Annotated in this window: 13 protein-coding genes and 1 other annotated feature; of the genes, 5 read left to right on the top strand and 8 right to left on the bottom strand. The window is 44.0% G+C overall.

Going from position 1 to position 22209, the window contains the following annotated elements; all coding sequences use genetic code 11:
• Nucleotides 1–62 precede the first annotated feature (62 nt).
• Together uvrC and ftsH are read right to left on the bottom strand one after the other, a co-directional pair.
• Nucleotides 63–1901, bottom strand: coding sequence for an excinuclease ABC subunit UvrC (gene uvrC, locus ACQRBN_RS10265; protein WP_427738879.1), 1839 nt, complete (start codon nucleotides 1899–1901; stop codon nucleotides 63–65).
• A 117-nt stretch (nucleotides 1902–2018) separates the two neighbouring features.
• The gene (ftsH, locus tag ACQRBN_RS10260; protein ID WP_427738877.1) at nucleotides 2019–4016 is read right to left on the bottom strand and encodes an ATP-dependent zinc metalloprotease FtsH; all 1998 of its coding nucleotides are present in this window, start codon (nucleotides 4014–4016) and stop codon (nucleotides 2019–2021) included.
• Nucleotides 4017–4185: 169 nt separating this feature from the next.
• Between ftsH and ACQRBN_RS10255 the strand changes: the two genes are divergently transcribed.
• Nucleotides 4186–5679: a DUF1846 domain-containing protein gene (locus tag ACQRBN_RS10255; RefSeq protein ID WP_427738876.1), complete on the top strand. Its 1494-nt coding sequence runs from the start codon at nucleotides 4186–4188 to the stop codon at nucleotides 5677–5679.
• A gap of 64 nt (nucleotides 5680–5743) precedes the next feature.
• Nucleotides 5744–7354, top strand: coding sequence for a CTP synthase (locus ACQRBN_RS10250; RefSeq protein ID WP_427738875.1), 1611 nt, complete (start codon nucleotides 5744–5746; stop codon nucleotides 7352–7354).
• Between the two features lie 169 nt (nucleotides 7355–7523).
• On the opposite strand, the gene glf is transcribed toward ACQRBN_RS10250, so the two are convergent.
• The 3 genes from glf to ACQRBN_RS10235 all read right to left on the bottom strand — a co-directional run bounded on the left by glf (nucleotide 7524) and on the right by ACQRBN_RS10235 (nucleotide 13150).
• Nucleotides 7524–8660 carry a UDP-galactopyranose mutase gene (gene glf / locus ACQRBN_RS10245; RefSeq protein ID WP_427738874.1) on the bottom strand — a complete coding sequence of 379 codons (1137 nt, stop codon included), beginning with the start codon at nucleotides 8658–8660 and terminating at the stop codon, nucleotides 7524–7526.
• Between the two features lie 113 nt (nucleotides 8661–8773).
• The gene (locus tag ACQRBN_RS10240) at nucleotides 8774–11992 is read right to left on the bottom strand and encodes an AAA family ATPase (RefSeq protein ID WP_427738873.1); all 3219 of its coding nucleotides are present in this window, start codon (nucleotides 11990–11992) and stop codon (nucleotides 8774–8776) included.
• Nucleotides 11993–11995: 3 nt separating this feature from the next.
• Nucleotides 11996–13150, bottom strand: a complete 1155-nt coding sequence (locus tag ACQRBN_RS10235) for an exonuclease SbcCD subunit D (RefSeq protein WP_427738872.1) — start codon at nucleotides 13148–13150, stop codon at nucleotides 11996–11998.
• Nucleotides 13151–13313: 163 nt separating this feature from the next.
• Here ACQRBN_RS10235 and ACQRBN_RS10230 point away from each other — a divergent pair, with 163 nt between their 5' ends.
• The gene (locus tag ACQRBN_RS10230; protein ID WP_427738871.1) at nucleotides 13314–13994 is read left to right on the top strand and encodes a YkgJ family cysteine cluster protein; all 681 of its coding nucleotides are present in this window, start codon (nucleotides 13314–13316) and stop codon (nucleotides 13992–13994) included.
• Nucleotides 13995–14043: 49 nt separating this feature from the next.
• Here the strand turns inward: ACQRBN_RS10230 and ACQRBN_RS10225 are convergent, their stop codons facing one another.
• From ACQRBN_RS10225 to leuS, 3 genes are all read right to left on the bottom strand, one after another.
• Nucleotides 14044–15231, bottom strand: a complete 1188-nt coding sequence (locus tag ACQRBN_RS10225) for a MerR family transcriptional regulator (protein WP_427738870.1) — start codon at nucleotides 15229–15231, stop codon at nucleotides 14044–14046.
• Nucleotides 15232–15428: 197 nt separating this feature from the next.
• Nucleotides 15429–17048: a mannitol dehydrogenase family protein gene (locus ACQRBN_RS10220; protein ID WP_427738869.1), complete on the bottom strand. Its 1620-nt coding sequence runs from the start codon at nucleotides 17046–17048 to the stop codon at nucleotides 15429–15431.
• Between the two features lie 221 nt (nucleotides 17049–17269).
• Complete coding sequence (gene leuS / locus ACQRBN_RS10215) at nucleotides 17270–19699, bottom strand: leucine--tRNA ligase (protein ID WP_427738868.1); 2430 nt, start codon at nucleotides 19697–19699, stop codon at nucleotides 17270–17272.
• Between the two features lie 167 nt (nucleotides 19700–19866).
• Nucleotides 19867–20171, bottom strand: a binding site (T-box leader).
• 254 nt (nucleotides 20172–20425) lie between these two features.
• On the opposite strand from leuS, the gene ACQRBN_RS10210 reads away from it, so the two are divergent.
• Both ACQRBN_RS10210 and ACQRBN_RS10205 read left to right on the top strand, forming a co-directional pair.
• Nucleotides 20426–20848, top strand: coding sequence for a hypothetical protein (locus ACQRBN_RS10210; RefSeq protein WP_427738867.1), 423 nt, complete (start codon nucleotides 20426–20428; stop codon nucleotides 20846–20848).
• Between the two features lie 62 nt (nucleotides 20849–20910).
• The gene (locus ACQRBN_RS10205) at nucleotides 20911–22206 is read left to right on the top strand and encodes a CapA family protein (protein WP_427738866.1); all 1296 of its coding nucleotides are present in this window, start codon (nucleotides 20911–20913) and stop codon (nucleotides 22204–22206) included.
• Nucleotides 22207–22209 lie beyond the last annotated feature (3 nt).

Genomic DNA, 22209 nt, shown 5'->3' with positions numbered 1-22209 from the left:
TCTTATTCGTTGCCGGCAAGAGCCTTCACGCTACTCATTGCCCATAAGCATAGTATAGCATATTAATGGAAAAAGTTGTACACATCCTGGGCTGATTTTTCATTCATTGACGGAAGTTCCTTCAATTGTTCTACGGTTGCATTCTTGATTGCTTCTATATTCTCAAAATGCCTCATCAAGTCCTTCCTTCTGGCCGGTCCCACCCCCGGAATATCATCCAGAATAGAATGTACCTGTCCCTGGCTTCTCAACTGTCTGTGGAACGTAATCGCGAATCTATGTGCTTCATCCTGAATTCTGGTAATCAACTTAAAACTCTCTGAATTCCTGTCTATGGGAATCTCCACATTCTGGTAATACAGCCCTCTGGTGCGATGGTTATCGTCTTTTACCATGCCGCAGACCGGGATATTCAACCGAAGGCTGTCCAGCACTTTTAGCGCTACATTCACCTGTCCTTTCCCACCATCCATCAGGATCAGATCCGGAAACGCAGTAAATCCTCCCAGATCTTTCCCCTCTTCCTGCTCCCTCATACCATGTTCAAAACGTCTGGTCAGAACTTCCTCCATGCTGGCATAATCATCTGCCCCTTGCACGCCTTTAATCTTGAACTTACGATAATCATTGCGTTTTGGCTTCCCTTTCTCATAGACCACCATAGATCCTACAGAGGCAAATCCATTGGTATTCGAGATATCATATGCCTCCATCCGCACAATTCCGGTTAATCCAAGCATTTTTTCCAATTCTTTTACAGCGCCTATGGTTCTTCCTTCTTCTCGTTTCAGTCGCTCTTTATCTGTGCTTAAGACCAATGCCGCATTCTTCTTCGCCAGTTCAACCAGTTTCTCTTTCGTCCCCTTTTTTGGAACTCTGAGATGAACACGGTGTCCCTGCCTCTTAGAAAGCCATTCTTCAATGACTGCCAGATCCTCAATCGTCTCCGGAAGCATTAATTCTGCCGGAATATATGGCGTTCCCGCATAGAATTGCTTAATAAAACTGGATAGAATCTCACTTTCCGTCTCTCCTTTTGCAATCTTCAGATAAAAATGGTCTCTTCCAATCAGCCTGCCGCCGCGGATAAAGAAGACCTGAACCACCGCATCTTCCTCTTCAATTGCAGCCGCAAGGATATCTCTGTCATCTCCTGCCGTATCCGTAATCTTCTGCTTCTGGGCAATCTTCTGGACACTGGAGAGTAATTCCCGGTACTCGATCGCCTTCTCGAATTCTAACGCCTCCGATGCCCCTTGCATCTTCTCTTCCAGTTCTTTCAATATCACATCATAATTTCCATTCAGGAAATGAATCACCTCCTGAATCGACTTGCGGTATTCGTCCTTGGAAATATATCCCTGGCATGGCGCTTTGCACTGATGAATATGATAATTCAGACACGGTCTTTCTTTCCCGATATCCTTCGGAAGTTTCCGGTTGCAGCTGCGGACATGATATAATTTTCGAATCAATTCTATCGTATCCTTTACTGCACCTGCACTAGTATAAGGTCCAAAATACCTGGACTTATCCTTCACCATCCGTCTTGCCATCATAACTCTTGGATAGGGTTCATCTACTGTCACTTTAATAAATGGATAGGTCTTATCATCCATCAGCATCGTATTATACTTCGGTCTGTGTTCTTTGATTAGATTGCACTCCAATACAAGTGCTTCCAGTTCCGAATCCGTTACGATATATTCGAATCTTGTGATGTGGGTGACCATCTGCTCGATCTTAACCCCTTTGTTGCGGCTGCTTTGGAAATACTGCCGCACACGGTTCTTAAGGCTGATTGCCTTCCCTACATAGATAATATCATCTCTTTCATCATGCATGATGTATACGCCAGGCTTTCCTGGCAGTTTCTTCAATTCTTCCTGAATGTCAAACATGATTCCCCTCCCGTGCTGCATATACTAATAACATGCTACAAGAGTCCACAAACCCATAGGATTTGCGGACTCCACTCCTTACTACCTCTGACAAAATCTATTGCCTGCTGATGTTGTCTACATCACTTCTGATGCTGCCTCTGCTGGTGCTGTCTCAATCTCTTCTGATACCGTCTTTTCTGGTGCTGTCTCAATCTCTTCTGATGCCGTCTCTTCTGGTGCTGTCTCAATCGGATTCATCGCAATACGCTCTTCTGTCTTCTCGCCTTTTGCCTCCGGATCAATTCCCTCTACCTCATGGAAAATCTCCATGAATTCTTTACCAGTAATTGTCTCTTTCTCAATCAGGAAGTCTGCAATCTTGTCCAGCGCATTCCTATGCTCATTCAAAAGGCGTTTGGCTTCTTCGTAAGAATCCTTCAGCATCTTCATAACTTCTTTATCAATCTCAGAAGCCGTCTCCTGACCACAATTGCTTACCGGTCTTCCATCCAGATAACGGTTCTGAATAGATTCCAAACCAATCAATCCGAATTTCTCACTCATACCATACTGAGTAATCATGGCTCTTGCGATACTTGTCGCTTTCTCAATATCATTGGACGCTCCCGTTGTAACCGTATCAAAAACAATCTCTTCCGCCGCACGACCTGCCAGCATGCCAACCAGCATTGCTTCCAGTTCCTTCTTCGTATTCAGGAACTTCTCTTCTTCCGGCGTCTGCATGACATATCCCAATGCTCCCATGGTTCTTGGCACAATGGTAATCTTCTGTACTGGTTCTGAATCTTTCTGAAGCGCACTCACAAGCGCATGACCGACTTCATGATAAGAGACGATTCTTCTCTCCTCCTGACTCATAATACGATCCTTCTTCTCTTTTCCAACCAGTACCACCTCAACTGCCTCGAACAGATCTGCCTGAGATACTGCATTTCTTCCATTCTTAACGGCATTAATCGCCGCTTCATTAATCATATTAGCAAGATCAGAGCCTACTGCTCCGGAGGTCGCCAGTGCAATTGCTTCCAGATCTACCGTCTCATCCATTCTGACATCTTTGGAGTGTACCTTTAACACGTCAATTCTTCCCTTAAGATCCGGCTTCTCAACGATAATCCGGCGGTCAAAACGCCCCGGACGCAAGAGTGCCGGATCCAGGATCTCCGGACGGTTCGTTGCTGCCAGAAGCACAAGCCCCTTATTGCTTTCGAAACCATCCATCTCAGCCAGCAGCTGGTTCAGCGTCTGTTCACGCTCATCGTTACTTCCCAACTGATTATCACGGCTCTTACCAATCGCATCGATCTCATCAATAAATATAATACAAGGTGCCATCTGCTGTGCCTGCTTGAACAGATCTCTTACCCTTGATGCACCTACACCCACATACATCTCCACAAAAGCTGAACCACTTAATGAGAAGAACGGAACTTTCGCTTCGCCTGCAACTGCCTTGGCAAGCAGTGTCTTACCGGTTCCCGGAGGTCCGACAAGCAGCGCACCTTTCGGAAGTTTCGCTCCTACGCTGGTATATTTGCCCGGATTATGCAGGAAATCTACGACCTCCTGCAGGGATTCTTTGGCTTCATCCTGCCCTGCTACATCCTTGAATGTAACTCCTGTCTGCTTCTCTACGTACATCTTAGCATTGCTCTTTCCGATTCCCATCATGCCGCCGCCCTTAGACATCTTGCGTGTCATCCATGCGATTAAGCCTATCAGCAGCAGAAGCGGCAGAAACGTTGCCAATGCCTGCGCAACAAGATAAGAAGTGTTGTCCGGAATCTCCTGGCTGAACTTAACACCTGCCTCATCCAGTTTCTCAGGAAGCGAATCATCTCTCACCACGCCAGTATAATACTCTTTGGCTGGCTTCTTGTCATTTTCCTGCTTCTCTGTGATCACAATCTTGTCATTCTGAATCACAACTTCTTCCACTTTTCCTTCATCTACCATCTTAAGGAATTCATCGTAACTGATCTCGCCTTCATCGCTGGGTCTTTGAAACCGAAACAAAAACATAACCAGTATCGTTGTAATTAATGTTACTAATATAATAAAGGATATGCCTTGCTTATTATTGTTATTATTTTTTTTGTTCTGGTTGTCCATTTTTTTCCTCCTGTACTACCCTTTCATTATAAGGACAGCCTACTTAGAAATCAATAAAAACATTATGAAAAGATTGTAAACTCCCTATATTCTGTAGTATACTTTGAATAATAGTGCTTATACTTAAAGCGTAATATTTTAAATAGAAAAACAAGGGGAATGAGTACATATGAAACTAGGATTTGATAATGAAAAATACCTTCAGATGCAGTCTGCTCATATCCAAGAACGGATTGAACAGTTCGGCCACAAACTATATCTTGAATTCGGAGGCAAATTATTCGACGATTATCACGCTTCCAGAGTATTGCCTGGCTTCCAGCCTGACAGCAAGCTCCGTATGTTAAAACAACTCTCTGACCAGGCTGAGATTGTAATCGTCATCAGTGCGGAAGATATCGAGAAGAATAAGATCAGAGGGGACTTGGGAATCACTTATGATTCGGACGTTCTCCGTTTGATGTCCGTATATCAGGAGCATGGGCTCTATGTCGGAAGTGTTGTGATCACGAAATTCCGTGGTCAGGAAAGCGCCAGCCTTTTCAAAAATCGTCTGGAAAAACTCGGCATTAAAGTATACCGCCATTATGTGATTCCGGGCTATCCTTCAAATGTTCCTCAGATCGTAAGTGATGAGGGCTATGGCAAGAATGATTATATAGAAACTTCCCGTCCGCTGGTGGTTATCACAGCACCAGGTCCCGGAAGCGGCAAGATGGCTGTCTGCCTGTCCCAGTTATACCATGAACACAAACGCGGTATTTCCGCAGGATATGCCAAGTATGAGACATTTCCGATCTGGAACATCCCATTAAAGCATCCGGTGAATCTGGCATATGAGGCAGCGACCGCCGATCTGAATGATATTAATATGATAGATCCGTTCCATCTGGAAGCCTATGGAAAGACTACTGTAAACTATAACCGGGATGTAGAGATCTTCCCAGTCTTGAGAGCGATGTTCCAGCAAATCTACGGCGAAAGCCCCTACAAGTCTCCAACTGACATGGGGGTAAATATGGCTGGGAACTGCATCTGCGATGATGAGGTCTGCAAGGAAGCTTCCTGTCAGGAGATTATTCGAAGATATTATGACTCTCTGAGACGACTGCTCATCGGTGCATGTCCCGATTCCGAAGTATGCAAGATCGAGATGTTAATGAACCAGGCAGGAATCACTGTTCATGACCGTCCAGTTGTAGATGCTGCCCTGAAACGCGCCGAAGAGACAGACGGACCTGCCGCAGCGCTGCAGCTTCATGACGGACGCATGATTACCGGTAAGACTTCCAACCTCTTGGGTGCTTCTGCTGCACTTTTGCTGAACGCTCTGAAGGAACTGGCAGGCATTGACCATGAACGCCATGTCATTTCCCCGGAAGCCATCGAACCAATTCAAAAATTAAAAACCTTGTATCAAGGCAGTAAGAATCCACGCCTTCATACGGATGAAGTTCTGATTGCACTGTCCGTCAGTGCTGCGACCGATCCAATCGCCAAGCGTGCACTGGATCAATTACCGAACTTAAAAGGCTGCCAGGCGCATACCTCCGTTATGGTAGGCTCCGTAGATATGAAGCAATTTAAGAAATTATCCATACAGGCTACTTTTGAAGCAAAGTACGAAAAAAACTCTGTATTTTTCGGTGAAAAGGGTGTATAATTCTAAAGTATTTTTTTAGAATTACATATAAGGACACAAATTGATTCAACTGAAGGAGGAAATTATGGCAGTAAAATACGTATTTGTTACAGGTGGTGTTGTATCAGGACTTGGAAAAGGAATTACGGCCGCATCTCTTGGCCGCCTGTTGAAGGCTCGCGGTTATACTGTGACCATGCAGAAATTCGATCCTTACATTAATATTGACCCGGGTACTATGAACCCTGTTCAGCACGGAGAAGTATTCGTAACCGATGACGGTGCCGAGACTGACCTTGACTTAGGACACTATGAAAGATTCATTGATGAAAGTCTGGGGAAGAATTCTAACGTTACGACCGGCAAAATCTACTGGTCTGTTCTTCAGAAGGAACGCCGGGGAGATTTCGGCGGAGGGACCGTACAGGTAATCCCTCACATCACAAATGAGATCAAGGACCGTTTCTACCGTAACCCTGCCGCTGAAAATACGGAAATTGCCATTATCGAAGTCGGCGGAACCGTTGGTGACATCGAAAGTCAGCCTTTCCTTGAAGCCATCCGCCAGTTCCAGCATGAGAAAGGACGTGAAAACGTCATCCTGATTCATGTTACACTGATTCCTTACCTGCGCGCATCTCAGGAGATGAAGACTAAGCCTACCCAGGCAAGCGTAAAGGATCTCCAGGGTATGGGAATCCAACCGGATATTCTTGTATGCCGCTCCGAACATCCTCTTGATGTTGGAATTAAAGATAAGATTGCTCTCTTCTGTAATGTACCATCTAAATACGTATTGCAGAATCTGGATGTAGAATATCTGTACGAGGCTCCTCTTGCTATGGAAGAAGAGAATCTGGCAGGAGTTGTCTGTGAATGCCTGCATCTGGACTGTCCGGAACCGGACTTAAAGGATTGGAGAGAGATGGTGGATTACCTGAAGAATCCGAATACCGAAGTAACTGTTGCTTTGGTTGGAAAATACATCCAGCTCCATGACGCATATATCAGCGTAGTAGAGGCTTTGAAGCATGGAGGTATCTTCAGCCGTGCAACTGTAAATATCAAATGGATTGATTCTGAGACCGTAACAGCAGATAACGTAGATGAGATACTGGGAGATGTCAGCGGTATCCTTGTACCGGGAGGCTTCGGCAATCGCGGAATCGACGGCAAATTGGAAGCAATCAAATACGCCCGTACGCACAATGTCCCATTCTTAGGACTTTGTCTTGGAATGCAGCTGGCAATTGTAGAATTCGCAAGAAATGTTCTTGGATATAACGATGCACATAGTGCAGAACTTGATTCCCATACAACACATCCGGTTATCCATATCATGCCGGAGCAGATTGGAATTGAAGATATCGGCGGCACTTTGAGACTTGGAGCTTATCCTTGTGTGCTTAACAAATCTTCCAAAGCGTATAAACTTTATGGCACAGAAGAGATTAAAGAACGTCATCGGCACCGTTATGAAGTAAATAATGATTTCCGTGACGATCTGTCATCCCACGGTATGATGCTCTCCGGTTTGTCTCCGGATGGCAGAATTGTAGAGATGATTGAGATTCCGGAACACCCTTGGTTTATTGCAACCCAGGCACATCCGGAATTGAAATCCAGACCGAACAGACCTCATCCATTGTTCCGTGGATTTATCGAGGCGGCGCTTGAGTATAAGAGCGAGAAGTAATTTAATAGAGTGTACGCATTTCATCGAAAAAGCATATCCCACGCAAACGGGGCAACATTACGGTGAACTAACTGCTAACTGCGACTAAGACATTCGGGAGAGCCCTCATGCCTAAGTCTCTGTAAGCAGTGGATTTCACCTCCATTAAAAACGCCCCTGAATTGTTTGCTTAGGGATATGCTTTTTCTCTGACGCATTTCAGGGCTTCGGATACTACCTGGTGCATGTCGTAATAGCGATACATACCGAGGCGTCCGCCGAAAATAACGTGAGATTCTCTGGCTGCGAGGGCTTTATACTGTTCATATAGCGCATTATTCTTCTCGTCGTTCATTGGATAATAGGGTTCTTCTCCTCTTGACCAGGAAGCGGGGTATTCGCGGGTGATTACGGTCTTGGGATTGGCTGGTGTGGCTGTGTTTCCATAGCCGCCCTGGCATCTGTATTCAAAATGCTTGTGCTCTATGATCCTGGTGTATGGGATCTCGTATTCTGTATAGTTGACTACGGCGTTACCCTGATAGTTTTCTACATCAAGTGTCTCGGTCTCGAATCTCAGGCTTCGGTATTCTAATTCGCCGTAGCAATAATCGTAATAGGCATCAATCATTCCGGTGAATACGATGTCTGTGGCTTCGGCTTCTAATGCCTGGCGGTTCTGGAAGAAGTCTGTCTCGAGACGCACTTCGATTCCTTCCAGCATCTTTTCTATGATCTGGGTGTAGCCGCCTACCGGGATGCCCTGGTATTTGTCATTAAAATAGTTATTATCATAAACGAATCGTACCGGGAGGCGTCGAATGATGAAACTTGGGAGTTCAGTTGCTCTCTTGCCCCATTGCTTCTCCGTGTAGCCTTTGACCAGTTTCTCGTAGATATCTCGTCCTACCAAAGAGATCGCCTGTTCTTCTAAGTTCTGAGGATCCGTGATTCCCGCCTCTTTAATCTGGCGTTCAATAATCTCTCTTGCCTCGGATGGCATGGAGATTCCCCACATCTTGCTGAATGTATTCATATTGAATGGAAGATTATATAATTCATCCTTGTATCTGGCAACCGGGCTGTTGGTATAACGATTGAATTCTGCAAACTGCTGAATATAATCCCATACCTCTTTGTCTGAAGTGTGGAATATGTGAGCACCATATTCATGTACCTGGATTCCTTCCACTTCTTTTGTATAGATGTTACCACCGACATGGCTGCGCCGGTCAATGACCAGCACCTTCTTTCCTGCCTTTTTTGCTTCGTATGCGAAAATGGAGCCGAATAATCCGGCACCTACGATTAGATAGTCATATTTCATCTTATTATCCTTTCTTGTCTTATGTGTCTCTTACTTGTACTACCATACGGTATCAGATTTCACTTGCAATATTCTTTATTATTCCACAAATGCTATCTATATACAAGCCATTTTCAACAACTGGTCTCATCACCCCACCAGGCATGGCTGCCACGATCGGTTCGTTTCACCAGCAGTTTGCAGTCAATCTGCTCTTTCAACTCATTCACATGAGAGATGATTCCAACCAGACGTTCCTCGTCCGCCAGATTATTCAGAACCTTGATAGCCTGCTCTCTTGCCGCATCATCCAGTGAACCAAAGCCCTCGTCTACAAACATGGTGTCCAGACGGATTGCGCCTGCGGTATTCTGGACAATATCTGCGAGCCCAAGCGCCATTGACAAGGATGCCATAAAAGACTCTCCGCCAGACAGGGTCTTCACATCTCTTACGGAGTCACTGGCCATATGATAGACATCCAGATCAAGTCCTGCCTGTCCCTGGCTTCCGAGATTCTTCACTTCTCTGCACTGCAAGATGAATTCATTGGATGTCATCTGCACCAGCCTCTTATTGGCTGCATAGATAATCTGCTTAAAATACTGCCGCTGGACATAGGTCTCAAAATCCAGTTTTACTGTTCCACTCAAACTCCCGTTTGCAGTTCTGCTCAGATTCCCCATCAGTTCATACTGCTTCTGCAGGTCACCTTTCTTTTCGAAATGGCGTTTTAACTGCTCTCTTACCTCTCTGTTCTTCTTATTCATACTGTACAGACGCATGTATTCATCCTGCTCCTTTTTCTGCATCTGGCTGGTCTGATTCATTTCTTCCTGAATCTTTGTAAGATCCACCACTGCTTTACCTTCCAATTGTTCCTCCAGCGACTTTCTGCGTCCGGACACTTCACCAACTCGTGTTTCATAAGAACGGAGGCTTTCTTCTAGCAAAGCCATATCCTTTGGATTCATCTTGCCCATATGATATTCAGTTTCATCTTTAAAATCCTGTTCCCGAAGCACCGTATAGAACACATCCTTTTGCTTCTCTTCTTCTGCCATCTGATCCACAAGTGCTTCCTGGCTGCTTTTCTTCTGCCCCTCTAACTGCTTCATTGTCTCTACGGATCGCTGTTCTTCTTGACTGGCACGTACATATTCCTTTCTTGCATTCTCCATATCAGTCTGCAGTTTCTCCAGACGCTCCCCAGCTTGTTTTCGCGAAGGCAACGGCAATCTCTCACTCTTGGTTCGGATCTCAGATTCCAACTGCTTTAAGGTCAGCAGCACCTCTGCCAGTCTAGCCTCTCCTTCAGCATAGATTACTTCCAAATCATTCAGTTCCTTTTGGAGTTCTTGCAGTTCCTTCTTCGCATGCTCGAATTGCTCAGCCTGCATTCTCATCCGTTTAAGTTCATCGCTAAACTGGTCTGCTTTATACTCACAATCTGTAATACTCTTCTGTATACGGACTGCTATTTCTTGCTTTACAATTTCCGCCTTTACTTCGTCTTGTCCTTCCCGTTTCACGTTCTCCTGGTCTATCGGAACTTCCCTGGCGATTCTCCGGTATTCCCTGTCAAATGTCTCCCATTCCACCTGATATCGAACCATAAGTTCCCGTAATGCAGCTGCCGTAGTATCCCGATTAACTTCTGCCCTGTCTCTACTCTCTTTTGCCAGTTCTACTTCTTTTTGAGTAGGCGCACCTTCCGATAATCTTCGAATTGCCGGATGCTCACAAGATCCGCACACCGGACAGGGCTTCCCTGCTTCTAACTGCCCGGCAAGAATTCCTGCCTGTTCTTCCATAAATGCCTGATATTTCTCTTCATAAGCCAACAGTTCTTTCAGGTATTTTCCCTGCTCCCTCTCAGACTCCGCCTTTCTTTTCCGGCACGTTTCTTCCATGCCTTCAATTTCTCTCCACCGAGTTCTCAACCGCTTTAATTCTTCAAGCCGGTTCTTCTGCTGGGTTACCCGCAACTGAAGCCCTTCCATCTTTCCACTACTTCCTGCATATTCCTCCTGAATCTGTTCTGCCTGTAACTTTCGTTGATTTAATACATCCAAACTGTGCTTGATCTTCCCTTGCTGTTTCTGCTTATCTGCCTTCTCCTTTTCCCCCTCTGAATACTGCTTCCTCAACTGCTCAATCTGGTCATATTGGGGCAATGCATCCTGTATCCGAATAATCTCTGCCACATTCTTTTTTTCAATTTCTTTATATTCCTGTTCCTTTTGCGCTTTCGTCTTTTTCAATTCTGCTGCCCGGATTCTGGCTGCGTCTAATTCACGGCCAATATCTTCCAATACTTTATGGTTCTTCTCTATCATTTCCTGAAGATGATCAAGCCGTGTCTCCTGCAATGCCACCTTTTCTGCCCGCTTCGCAGTTTTAAACTTCTCTTGGATCTTTTGGTATTCGCCTCGCTCCTCCAAAAGTTTCTCACTTAATTTTTTGACACTCTCCAGCGAAACAAATAACTGATTCAGAGTCTCCCCCTCTTTCTTCCTTCCATTTAATTCATCCAACTGCCCCTGAAGCACTTCTGCCGCTTTCTTTTTGGATTTCTCCAGACTAAGTCCTTCTTTCATAATATTCTTCAGAACTTCCATTACTTCTTCATATGGCACGACAGACAATTCTTTAAACTGCCCCCACTTTTTTCCGGCCTCTGAATCCCCGTCATATTCCACCCGGCTCATCTCCTGCTTTACATCCCGCAGATTATCCTCCAACTGATAATAGAGTTGCCCCGACTTTCTCTTCAACTCCTCCTGTACCCGATAATATAACCCGGTGTGGAATATCCTGGAAAATATTCTTTTGCGCTCTTTGGATTCTGCATGGAGAAGTTTTAGGAAATCTCCCTGGGCAATCATGGCAATCTGCGTAAACTGATCTGCATCCAATCCCATAATCTCTACAATCTTCTGATCCGTATCACGCTTCTTACCGTGATAGGTGCTGCCATCCGGAAGGATCAGTTCCACTTTCGGAGTCTCCTTTACGTAACGCGGCGATCCGTCCGCATACCGACGTTTTCCAATCCTGGTATATTCCGGATTCCTGCGAATCGTATAGATCTCTTCCCGATAGGAAAATGTATACTCCACATACGTATCCGTATCTTCGGATGCATACTGGCTCCGCATCATATTCCCATCCCGCTTTCCACCGCTCGTCTGGTCATACAAAGCATAGGTAATCGCATCGAATATGGTTGTCTTCCCCGCTCCTGTATCACCGGTAATCAGAAATAAGCCATGCTGTACTTTCTCAAAATCTATAACTTCTTTTCCCGCATATGATCCAAATGCTGACATCACTAACTTGATCGGCTTCACCTCTTACCCCTCCTTTGCATCCTCCAGAATCTCCAGCATAATCTTAATCTCTTCTTCATTCATCGGCTTGCCCTGTATCTCCTGGTAGAAATCAGCAAAACTCTCCAAAGGATCCTTCACCACCAGTTCTTCATCCATTTCCTGCAACTTATTCCTGGTTCTGGTATTGTCTACACGTACCTCCAGAATATGAGTGAAGACCTTCTCCAACTGTTCTTTCGGCTTATACGGATCGATCTCATCCGTTAAAGTCACGCTGATATAGTCATCCTTCTCTGATTCTAATGCCTGATCCAGTATCTCCCTCAGACTTCCCCTCTTCTTTTGCACATTCCGAATCGGATGGAGAGGCAGCAATTCAATCTTCGGCTCTTTACCGTTCTCCTCTAGTGTTACAACAGTGAGCGTCTTCTTATGTTTCCATTCACTGACTGAGTATTTCAGCAAAGTTCCGCAATAACGGATATGATGCGCTCCTACAGTCTGTGGACCGTGTAGATGTCCCAATGCTACATAATCGAAATTCTTCACACTTTCCACATCCACATTATCAATTCCCCCTACGGAAAAGGTCTCCGAATCACAGGTCTCAGGCTTACTTCCTCCGGTATAAAACTGATGAGAAATTAATACATTTCTTTTGCTATTATAATCAATCTTTTCCCTATCCAATAATTTCTTTACTGCCTCTGTATAGGTTTCCGACATCTCTTCTTCAAATACATTTCTTACATAAGAAGGTTTTAAAAACGGCAACAAATAGAAGTCTACTTCTCCATATTCATCCGTCAGCGTCACTTTCTCCATATGCTCCGCACTTGTCGCCGGAGCATTTCCTGCCAGGTGAATCTGGTGCCTCTTTAGAATTGCCGAGGCATACTGAAGGCGCTCCGCCGAATCATGATTCCCACTGATGATTAATATAGGAATACCCGGTTCGATCACAGACAGCCCTGTCAGGAACTCATCAAATATGGTCACCGCCTCTGCCGATGGCACAGATTTGTCATAGATGTCTCCCGCAATCACAATCGCATCCGGATGAAGTTCTTCTGCATAACGAATCACCTCTCCCAGAATCACCTCCTGATCCTCTCTTAAATTGTAATGATGAAGCTGCTTGCCAATATGCAAGTCAGACAGATGAAAAAACTTCATAAAAACAAATCCTTCCTATTTACATCTGAAACTATCTTACACTATAATCTTCTTATCTAGCAAGACTAATTTGCTACGTCTCATTCCCACACCAGGAACATCCCTATATCCACATAGGATGATTCCTGCAATCATTATAAAAATCAATCTAAGGAGTATATATATGTTACGAGAAATAGACATTCATGAAATATCCGATGGTAAGTTCTATGAACTTAACGACATGGTCAAAGCAGACTGCGGCGGCTGCCAGGGCTGTTCTTCCTGCTGCCACGGCATGGGATCATCCATTATCCTGGATCCACTGGACATACACCGCATTTCTACAGGATTAAAGAAATCCTTCGATGAATTGCTGAATGAATACATTGAATTAAATATTGTAGACGGCCTTATCCTTCCGAATCTTAAGATGGCTGGAGAAAAGGAAGCCTGTGCATTCCTGGACAACAACGGGCGGTGCAGTATTCATCCCATACGTCCTGGAATCTGCCGGATCTTCCCGCTGGGACGATACTATGAGAATCACTCCTTCCGGTATTTCCTTCAAGTACATGAATGCCCGAAGCCTAATAAGAGCAAAGTAAAGATTCGAAAATGGATTGACACAGAAGATACAAAAAGATATGAGAAATACGTCTCTGACTGGCACTATTATCTGAAAGAACTGCAGGATTATGTACGGCAAAGCAATCCCGAAAATATTGACAGTATCGTACGGCAATTAAGTCTGTATATCCTGAACCAGTTTTATCGGAATCCATTTCTGCCAGAAGTAGATTTTTACAGTCAGTTTTATACCAGATTAGAAAAAACTGTAAAACCAACAGATATTCTTTCTTAGCAGCGAAGAAAAAGCCCACATTACGGGCTTTTTCTTCATTGGGTGAAATTTATCTATATACGAATGTTCCTCTTGTCTTGCCTTTCATATTCTGAAGTACACCGCCAATGTTCATGATTCGGCTCGCATTCGTAATTGCATAATAACGGCTGCCTCCATCCTCAGGAACGTCGCCGTTCACATGATACCAACTCAAGCCCAGATACAATGTAAATATAAGAAATACAATCGCCGATGTTATCCATACGCCGCTGATCACACCTGCCACAACCGTCATAATAATCGTATAAGCCACTGCGATCCCGAATACATATCTTGCTTTCATAAATAACTGATCCCACGTCTTAGACAACAGGAGCAGAAGAAGTACATAAACAACCATCGCCATCCAGAAGACTGCCAGATATATGCCACTAACCGTTCTATTGACCTCCTCTTGCATCCTTCCTGCTTTGATCATGTTATCTATCAACAGGAATATTCCAGACACCAACGGTGTTAATATCAGTGCTTCAATATGGAAAATAACCGCCTGTATCCTGACGCTGGAAGTCCAATATATGCCAATATAGCAAAATATACTGATGACAAACAACAATATCAGCCAGTTCCATTGATCGAAAACTCCTGACTGCCAGCCAATCGCTTCTGTATCAGGTCCCGTTGACATAAGCAAACCCTTACTCCATATTCCTCCTTTCATACCATTCCCCTGATACTTCAGGAAATAATTACCGAACAAAAGTGCAATCATCACGTTGATCAGATACCCCCAAGAAAGCATCAGTGCCAGATTACGGTTGAGTTGTTTGGGCTGCAGGATTTCCTTCGTAATATCTTCTTTCCAGATCCTCTCAAACTGCTCTTTCCAAGTTTCCTCAGATCCTCCCAGGATCTGTTCATTCACTTCTTCCATCGACAGATTCTGCCACTTGATAGACCGGCACACATCCTCAATCTCTTTCAAATTCTTCTCTTCCTCATAGATCTGCTCCAAACGTCTTCCCATGACTTCATTCAAGGTAATCCTGCCTGTATTCAACTCTTTAATATCTGCAATAGATATTCCCAGTGCCCTTAAAACCTTAATCTGTTCCAGACGCTTCACATCACCCTCAGAATATTCCCGATAATTATTTTCTTGATCTCTTACTGGTGAAAGGAGTCCTTCTTTCTCATAATACCGTATATTAGCTTTTGTTATTCCAACCCGCTTTTCTACATCTTTTATCTTCATATGGATGCCTCCTTTTCCTTTCTGATAGTGCAATTATAAAGGATAAAGTGACTTGAAGGTCAATAGAAAAGCAAAAATCTTTTGTTATTTATTGGGAAACGACTCTTTTTAGATTCTTTGGCAGCATATTGAAACAGGAGAATCTGCCCATACCGACAGTTTCTCCTGTTTTTAAACTTTATAGTATTTAAACCGATCTATGCAAGATACTTTTGAACTGTTGCCCTAACCGCTCCTGGTCCCGCAATCTCTTCTCTGAAAATCTCTTCGATCAACTCACCAATCCCTGCTTCATAAAGATTAATAAAGAATACATTCTCATTCGAAAGAATCCATTTTAACTGATCTTTGAGCGTGGAAGGATCTCCGATCACAATGTCTGCAAGCCTTTCCTGCATCTCTGCTGCCATAGGATCTGGTGCAAGTTCATAAGTATTCCCCTTATCGTCCACACCCAGCAAATAACGAAGCCATCCGGCAATTGCAAGTGGAATTCCGATCAGTTTTTTGGCATCTCCATATTTCTCCACATACGCTCCTACCGTAACACCGAACCGAACTCCAAGTCCCTGGGAAGAGTCGGTACAAAGCCGCAGACAGGTATCGCCAAGATATGGGTTCGGAAATCTCTCATTCATACACTCATCCAGAAAGGCCTTTGGTGAAAGAATACCCGGATCCGGAACCACATCCATTCCTTCACCATAGCCAACCAGCCTTCCAAGTTTCAACATATCTTCATCCCGCATCTCATCCGAGAACAGATCATATCCCAACAGGCACCCATAAGGTCCCAGCGCGGTATGTATAGGATTCAAACACACCGTTACCTTCATTCTCTCAGACTTGTTGACCGTATCCCGGTCTGTCATATAAACGCCTGCTTTTTCCGCCTTTTCTAATGCCGGACGTCCATTTGGGAAATCATCTTCTATTACCAGATACTGCGGTCCTTCTGCATTGACAAACGGAGCAATATACGTTCTCTTGGACGTAATTACCGGCTGCATGTCTTTTACTCCCGCCGCTTCCAATTCATCAGCAATCTTCTCGCTTGGTCTTGGAGTAATCTTATCAATCATTGTCCACGGGAAAGACACCTTTGCTTTATCGTTCACATACGCAGCAAATCCCTCATCTACAAATCCTCGCTTCTTCCACTCCTCCGTCATAGCAAGAACAGACTCTCTTAACTTCTCGCCATTCTGGGAGCAGTTATCCATAGATACCAGCGCAATCGGTATTCCGCCTTTCTGATAACGCTCCAGCAGCATTGCGGTTACAATGCCCATAGCGCCCGTTGCCTTCTCAGGTCCATTTTCAATATCCTTTTCCACGAATCCAAAAAACTCTCCGTCTGCCTTCTTCAAAGCGTATCCCTTCTCTGTAATGGTAAATGATACCATCTGAAGGCTTGGTGCCGCGAAGATCTCTTTCAACCGGTTCCATGCCGCTTCATCTTCATTCTGTGCTTTGATCGCTTCTGTCAGCGATCCCAGAACCTTCTTATCCTGTGTTCCGTCTCCATGAAGGATAACGCTCAGTGCCAGATTATCAAATGGATCATATATCTTATCCACCACATCATAATCAAATGCTTCCACGCAGGTAATGCCCCTGTCTGCCGCTCCATTTTCTAACAGAGTGTCCGCAATTCCTCCCAGAAACACACGGAAAATGTTTCCAACTCCAAAGTGAACCCATACTGGTTCCTTTCTGGTCGCTTCCGCAACAGCTTCAATATCATACCCCGGAAGTACAATACCGGCCTTTTCCCATTCCTCGCGACTCTTTACTCCCTTCAACGTCAGTTCCATGATCTTTCCTCCTTTTATAGATTCATTTTACGTTTAAAATGGTATTTAATTATAGTACCAATTGCTATATTCAAGCTACCATATTTTGATAGGATTGTCAAGCAGCATTTCTCGAAAAGAAAAATGACATAAAGTTTGTCAAGCGTCACCCTATAATAACAAAAGAGATAGTCTCATCTCTGCAAGCAGGATAATCCTATCTCTTCCGTTATTCGCATGGCTTACTTCTGTACAATATTAATAATCTTCTTCGGAACATAGATCTCTTTCACAATCGTTCCTGTCAGTTTGTCTGCAACCGCTTCTTTACCAGCCGCAATTGCATCCTCCTTAGAAATATCCGCTGACACAGAGATTACGGCTCTTGTCTTGCCATTGATCTGTACCGGCACCTGGATCTCATCATCCTTCATAGCCTCTTCATCATAGGTAGGCCATCCAGCATTAAATACGCTTCCCTCATGACCTAACTGCTCCCAGATCTCCTCTGCGATATGCGGAGCAAATGGGGACAGAAGAACTGCCATTGTGGATAACGTCTCTTTATCAATGCCGCCCTCTTTCTTCGCAATCTCAATGAGTTTATTGTTATGCTCCATGAAACCGGAGATTGCTGTATTCAGGCTGAAACTCTCCAGACGCTTTGTAATATCACATACCAGTCTGTGACGCTCTTTGATCATTTCCTTGGTTGCTTTTACGTCTGCTTCCTTGCTGTCCATCACAAGATTCCATACACGCTTTAAGAAACGGTTTACACCGTCGATTCCACGGTCATCCCATTCAGCATCCAGTTCCGGTGGACCTACGAATAATTCGTACATTCTTAAGGAATCACATCCATAATCTCTTACCAGATCATCCGGAGATACTACATTTCCTTTAGATTTACTCATCTTAATACCATTCTTACCAGTGATCATTCCCTGATTGAACAGTTTCTGGAATGGCTCATCAAAGTCTACTGCTCCAATATCGTATAAGAACTTGGTATAGAAACGAGAATACAGAAGATGAAGCACTGCGTGCTCTACACCACCAATATACATATCTACCGGAAGCATCTCATCTGCTTTCTCTCTGGATACCAGTTCTTTATCATTATGGTTATCTACATAACGCAGGAAATACCAGGAAGAACCTGCCCACTGAGGCATGGTGTTGGTCTCACGTTTTGCAGGTTTGCCACATACCGGACAAGTACAATTCACCCATTCTTCGATTCCAGCAAGCGGTGATTCTCCGGTTCCTGTCGGCTCGTAGGATTCTACATCCGGCAGGCGAAGCGGTAACTCTTCCTCTGGTACCGGCACATTGCCGCAATCCGGGCAGTGTACGATCGGGATTGGCTCGCCCCAGTAACGCTGACGGGAGAATACCCAGTCACGCAATTTATAATTCACAGTTGCACGTCCGATTCCACGCTCCTCAATAATGTGAGGTGCTTCTTTCTTAAGAACAGCAGATTCCATTCCATTCCATTCACCAGAATTGATCATAGTTCCACTAGCTTCTGTATAAGCCTCCGTCATATTTTCAATCTCTTCCCCATCCTTGGCAATAACCTGAATAATCGGGATACCGAACTTAGTCGCAAATTCAAAGTCACGATCATCATGAGCAGGTACACACATGATAGCACCTGTACCATAATCAGACAGCACGTAATCAGACAGCCAGATTGGTGTCTTCTCGCCATTTAACGGATTAATTGCATAACTTCCTGTAAATACACCTGTCTTCTCTTTATCCTGCATACGGTCTACATTGGATTTCATAGAAGCCTCGAAAATGTATTTCTCAACTGCTTCTCTGGTCTCGTCCGTTGCAAGGCTTTTTGCCAGTTCATGTTCTGGAGCCAGTACCATGAAGGTTGCTCCATATAAGGTATCCGGTCTGGTTGTATAGACCGTAATCTTCTCATCTCTTCCATCCACTGGGAAATCTACTTCTGCACCGTAAGATTTGCCGATCCAGTCTGCCTGCATCTTCTTAACCTTCTCCGGCCAGTCAAGTTTATCCAGGTCATTTAACAGACGCTCTGCATAAGCAGTAATCTTCAGCATCCACTGACGAAGATTCTTCTTGGTAACCTCTGAACCACAACGCTCACATTTACCATTGACAACTTCTTCATTAGCAAGACCTGTCTTACAGGACGGGCACCAGTTGATCGGAAACTCTTTCTCATAAGCAAGGCCTTCCTTGAACATCTTTACGAAGATCCACTGTGTCCATTTATAGAATTCAGGATCCGTTGTGTTAACCTCTCTGTCCCAGTCATATAATGCTGCAATCTCACCTATCTGACGCTTGATTTTCTTTACATTCTCAGCAGTAGAGATCGCAGGATGTACCCCCATCTTAATCGCATAATTCTCAGCCGGAAGACCGAATGCATCCCATCCCATCGGGTGAATGATGTAGTATCCCTGCTGTAACTTGTATCTGCTCCATACATCGGAGATTACATATCCTCTCCAGTGACCTACATGCAGGCCATTGCCTGATGGATATGGGAACATATCCAAGCAGTAGTATTTCTCACGCTTGCTTCCGTCTTCATTTACTTTGACGTTTACCGGATTCTTCTCCCAGTTCTCACGCCATTTTTTCTCAATCGCCTTATGATTATAAGGTATCTTTGACATCTTATTATTCCTCCTATATTGATTACTTGGTGAGGTTCTTTCGAACCTAGTAAGCAATATACATCTTGCCGACTTGGCGAGGTCCTTTCGAGCCTAGTGGCGCAGATGTTTCCTACTTACTTTACTTGGTGAGGTCCTTTCGAACCTAGTAAAAGCCTTCTCATCTCTAAAGAGACGAAAAGGCTTAAACTTCCGTGGTACCACTCTTTTTCATCCGCATGATCTATCCGCATAACACTCTGGTTACATCCATAGATTCTATGCCGATGCACTCATTACTTCTATAACGGGAATGCCCGCTTCTGCCTATGCTGCTTGATGATATCTTTTTAAAGCGTCACGATTTTCGAATCATCATGCCTTTCACCAGAAGAACTCCGAGGCGAGTTGGGAGATTACGCTAACTGCCTCGCACCATCCGGCAGTTCTCTGATAACGATAGGCTCTTACTACTCCTCATCAACGTTGCTGCAATATTTTTTACTTATTGTATGCTTTCTTATTATATGAAGAATGTTAAAATAAGTCAAGTCCAATCTGCAATTATCGCTGCAACTTAATTTTCATGAAATTTTTCGTAAATTTTTCACGTAAACTTCATATATAAATTTGTAGGCATAAATTATATTTTTTAGGTTGTTCCCTATACTCCTTTAGTGTATAATAGACATAAGCAAATCGTACTGAAACGCTCAGTATAATATGATACATAAAGGAGAGTTTGCCATGGTAAATTTATTAACAGGCCCAAAAGGCAGCGGAAAGACACAACAAATGATCGAGCAGGCGAATCAGAAAGCAAAAACCTGTAATGGAAATGTAGTATTTATCAAAAAGACTCATCGTGATACAGCAAGTGTTGCATTTGATATCCGTACTATCTGTATGGATGATTTCCCGGCAATTACGAACACAGACGAATACATCGGATTCTTATATGGAATGTATAGTTCCAACCACGATATTGAATGTATATTCATCGATGGAATCCTGAAACATGCTGATATTTCTCTGGACAGTATGCCTGATTTTGTAGAGAGACTGAAAAAGATTTCAGCAGAATGCGGCATTGAATTCTTCGTAAGCATCAGCGCAGATAAATCAGATTTATCTGGAATCAGCGAAGAAGGCTGCAGTTACCTGAATTAACATAACACGACAAAAGACAGCGGGCAGCCTGATAAGAGGCTGCCCCTTTTTATGATAAGACGATGAATGAGAAAAAAAATGATAAAAGAACAAGAGATGCCAGAGGTATGAAAAATACTTCCAACACAAGGAATTCCAGAGGGATTAAGGATGCCTCCGGTACCAGGAATTCGAAAGGAATCAAAGCCGCGAAAAACAAACGTGCAAGACGCAGGAAGTTAAAAAGACTGCGCTTGTTATTCTGTGCTCTTTTTCTTATCCTTATATGCCTTGCTCTGGTACTTGGCGTACGGGCAATCGTATCTTTAGTTACCAAATCATCCGACCAGCAGGAACAATCATCTCAATCCACAGACAACACGCAATCCAAGAGTAAGATTGATATTTCCGGTGTTGATGTAGAGGAACTGGTCATTGATAACACTACACCCAAAAATAGCGATAAACCTGTCAAAATTACTGTCAGTTCCATCGGCGACTGTACTCTGGGTACGGATGTGAATTTTAACCAGTCTACCAGCCTGAATGCTTATTATGATAATCAGGGACCAGATTATTTCTTCAAAAATGTCCGTTCGATTCTGGAAGAAGACGATCTATCTATCGTCAATATGGAAGGAACTCTTACGTCTTCTGAAGACCGCCAGGATAAGACATTCGCATTCAAAGGTCCTGCCGAATATGCTAAGATCCTGTCCGGAGGTTCTATTGAAGCCGCTAATATGGCAAATAATCACAGCCATGATTATGGCGAACAAAGTTATACTGATACCCTCAAAGCCCTGGAAGATGAAGGTATCGTCACTTTCGGCTATGAACATGTCAAAATTCTCGATATCAAAGGGGTGAAAGTCGGCGTTACAGGAATCTATGAACTGGCTGAACATCTGGAAAAGAAGCAGCAGGTGAAGGAGAATATTGCCGCCTTGAAAGAATCCGGAGCACAATTGATCATCGTAAACTTCCATTGGGGAATCGAACGGGAATATATACCAAACGATACCCAGAAGCAATTAGCTCATCTAGCAATTGACGAGGGCGCCGACCTGGTCATCGGTCATCATCCACATGTACTGCAAGGTGTGGAAAAATATAAAGATAAGTACATTGCTTATAGTTTGGGGAATTTCTGTTTTGGCGGCAATTCTAACCCCGGAGACAAAGATACCATGATCTTCCAACAGACTTTTACGGTCAGCAAAGATGGGGTTGAAAAAAATGACGATATTAATATGATTCCTTGCTCTCTTTCTTCTGCCAGTGGGTATAATGATTATTGCCCGGTTGTATTGGAAGGTTCGGAGAAGCAGAGGGTGTTGGATAAGATTGAAGGATATAGTAAGGAATTGGGAATTTAGTGC

The sequence above is a fragment of the Bariatricus sp. SGI.154 genome (assembly GCF_050313795.1).
In the GTDB taxonomy this organism is placed as follows: domain Bacteria; phylum Bacillota; class Clostridia; order Lachnospirales; family Lachnospiraceae; genus CAMBRQ01.
This window is presented reverse-complemented; position numbering and strand designations above follow the sequence as displayed.

Coding starts and splice junctions, on each gene's coding strand:
- ACQRBN_RS10235 (WP_427738872.1), bottom strand. CDS start 13,150: ATGAAGTTTTTTCATCTGTCTGACTTGCATATTGGCAAGCAGCTTCAT.
- glf (WP_427738874.1), bottom strand. CDS start 8,660: ATGAAATATGACTATCTAATCGTAGGTGCCGGATTATTCGGCTCCATT.
- ACQRBN_RS10205 (WP_427738866.1), top strand. CDS start 20,911: ATGAATGAGAAAAAAAATGATAAAAGAACAAGAGATGCCAGAGGTATG.
- ftsH (WP_427738877.1), bottom strand. CDS start 4,016: ATGGACAACCAGAACAAAAAAAATAATAACAATAATAAGCAAGGCATA.
- ACQRBN_RS10255 (WP_427738876.1), top strand. CDS start 4,186: ATGAAACTAGGATTTGATAATGAAAAATACCTTCAGATGCAGTCTGCT.
- uvrC (WP_427738879.1), bottom strand. CDS start 1,901: ATGTTTGACATTCAGGAAGAATTGAAGAAACTGCCAGGAAAGCCTGGC.
- ACQRBN_RS10250 (WP_427738875.1), top strand. CDS start 5,744: ATGGCAGTAAAATACGTATTTGTTACAGGTGGTGTTGTATCAGGACTT.
- leuS (WP_427738868.1), bottom strand. CDS start 19,699: ATGTCAAAGATACCTTATAATCATAAGGCGATTGAGAAAAAATGGCGT.
- ACQRBN_RS10230 (WP_427738871.1), top strand. CDS start 13,314: ATGTTACGAGAAATAGACATTCATGAAATATCCGATGGTAAGTTCTAT.
- ACQRBN_RS10210 (WP_427738867.1), top strand. CDS start 20,426: ATGGTAAATTTATTAACAGGCCCAAAAGGCAGCGGAAAGACACAACAA.
- ACQRBN_RS10220 (WP_427738869.1), bottom strand. CDS start 17,048: ATGGAACTGACGTTGAAGGGAGTAAAGAGTCGCGAGGAATGGGAAAAG.
- ACQRBN_RS10225 (WP_427738870.1), bottom strand. CDS start 15,231: ATGAAGATAAAAGATGTAGAAAAGCGGGTTGGAATAACAAAAGCTAAT.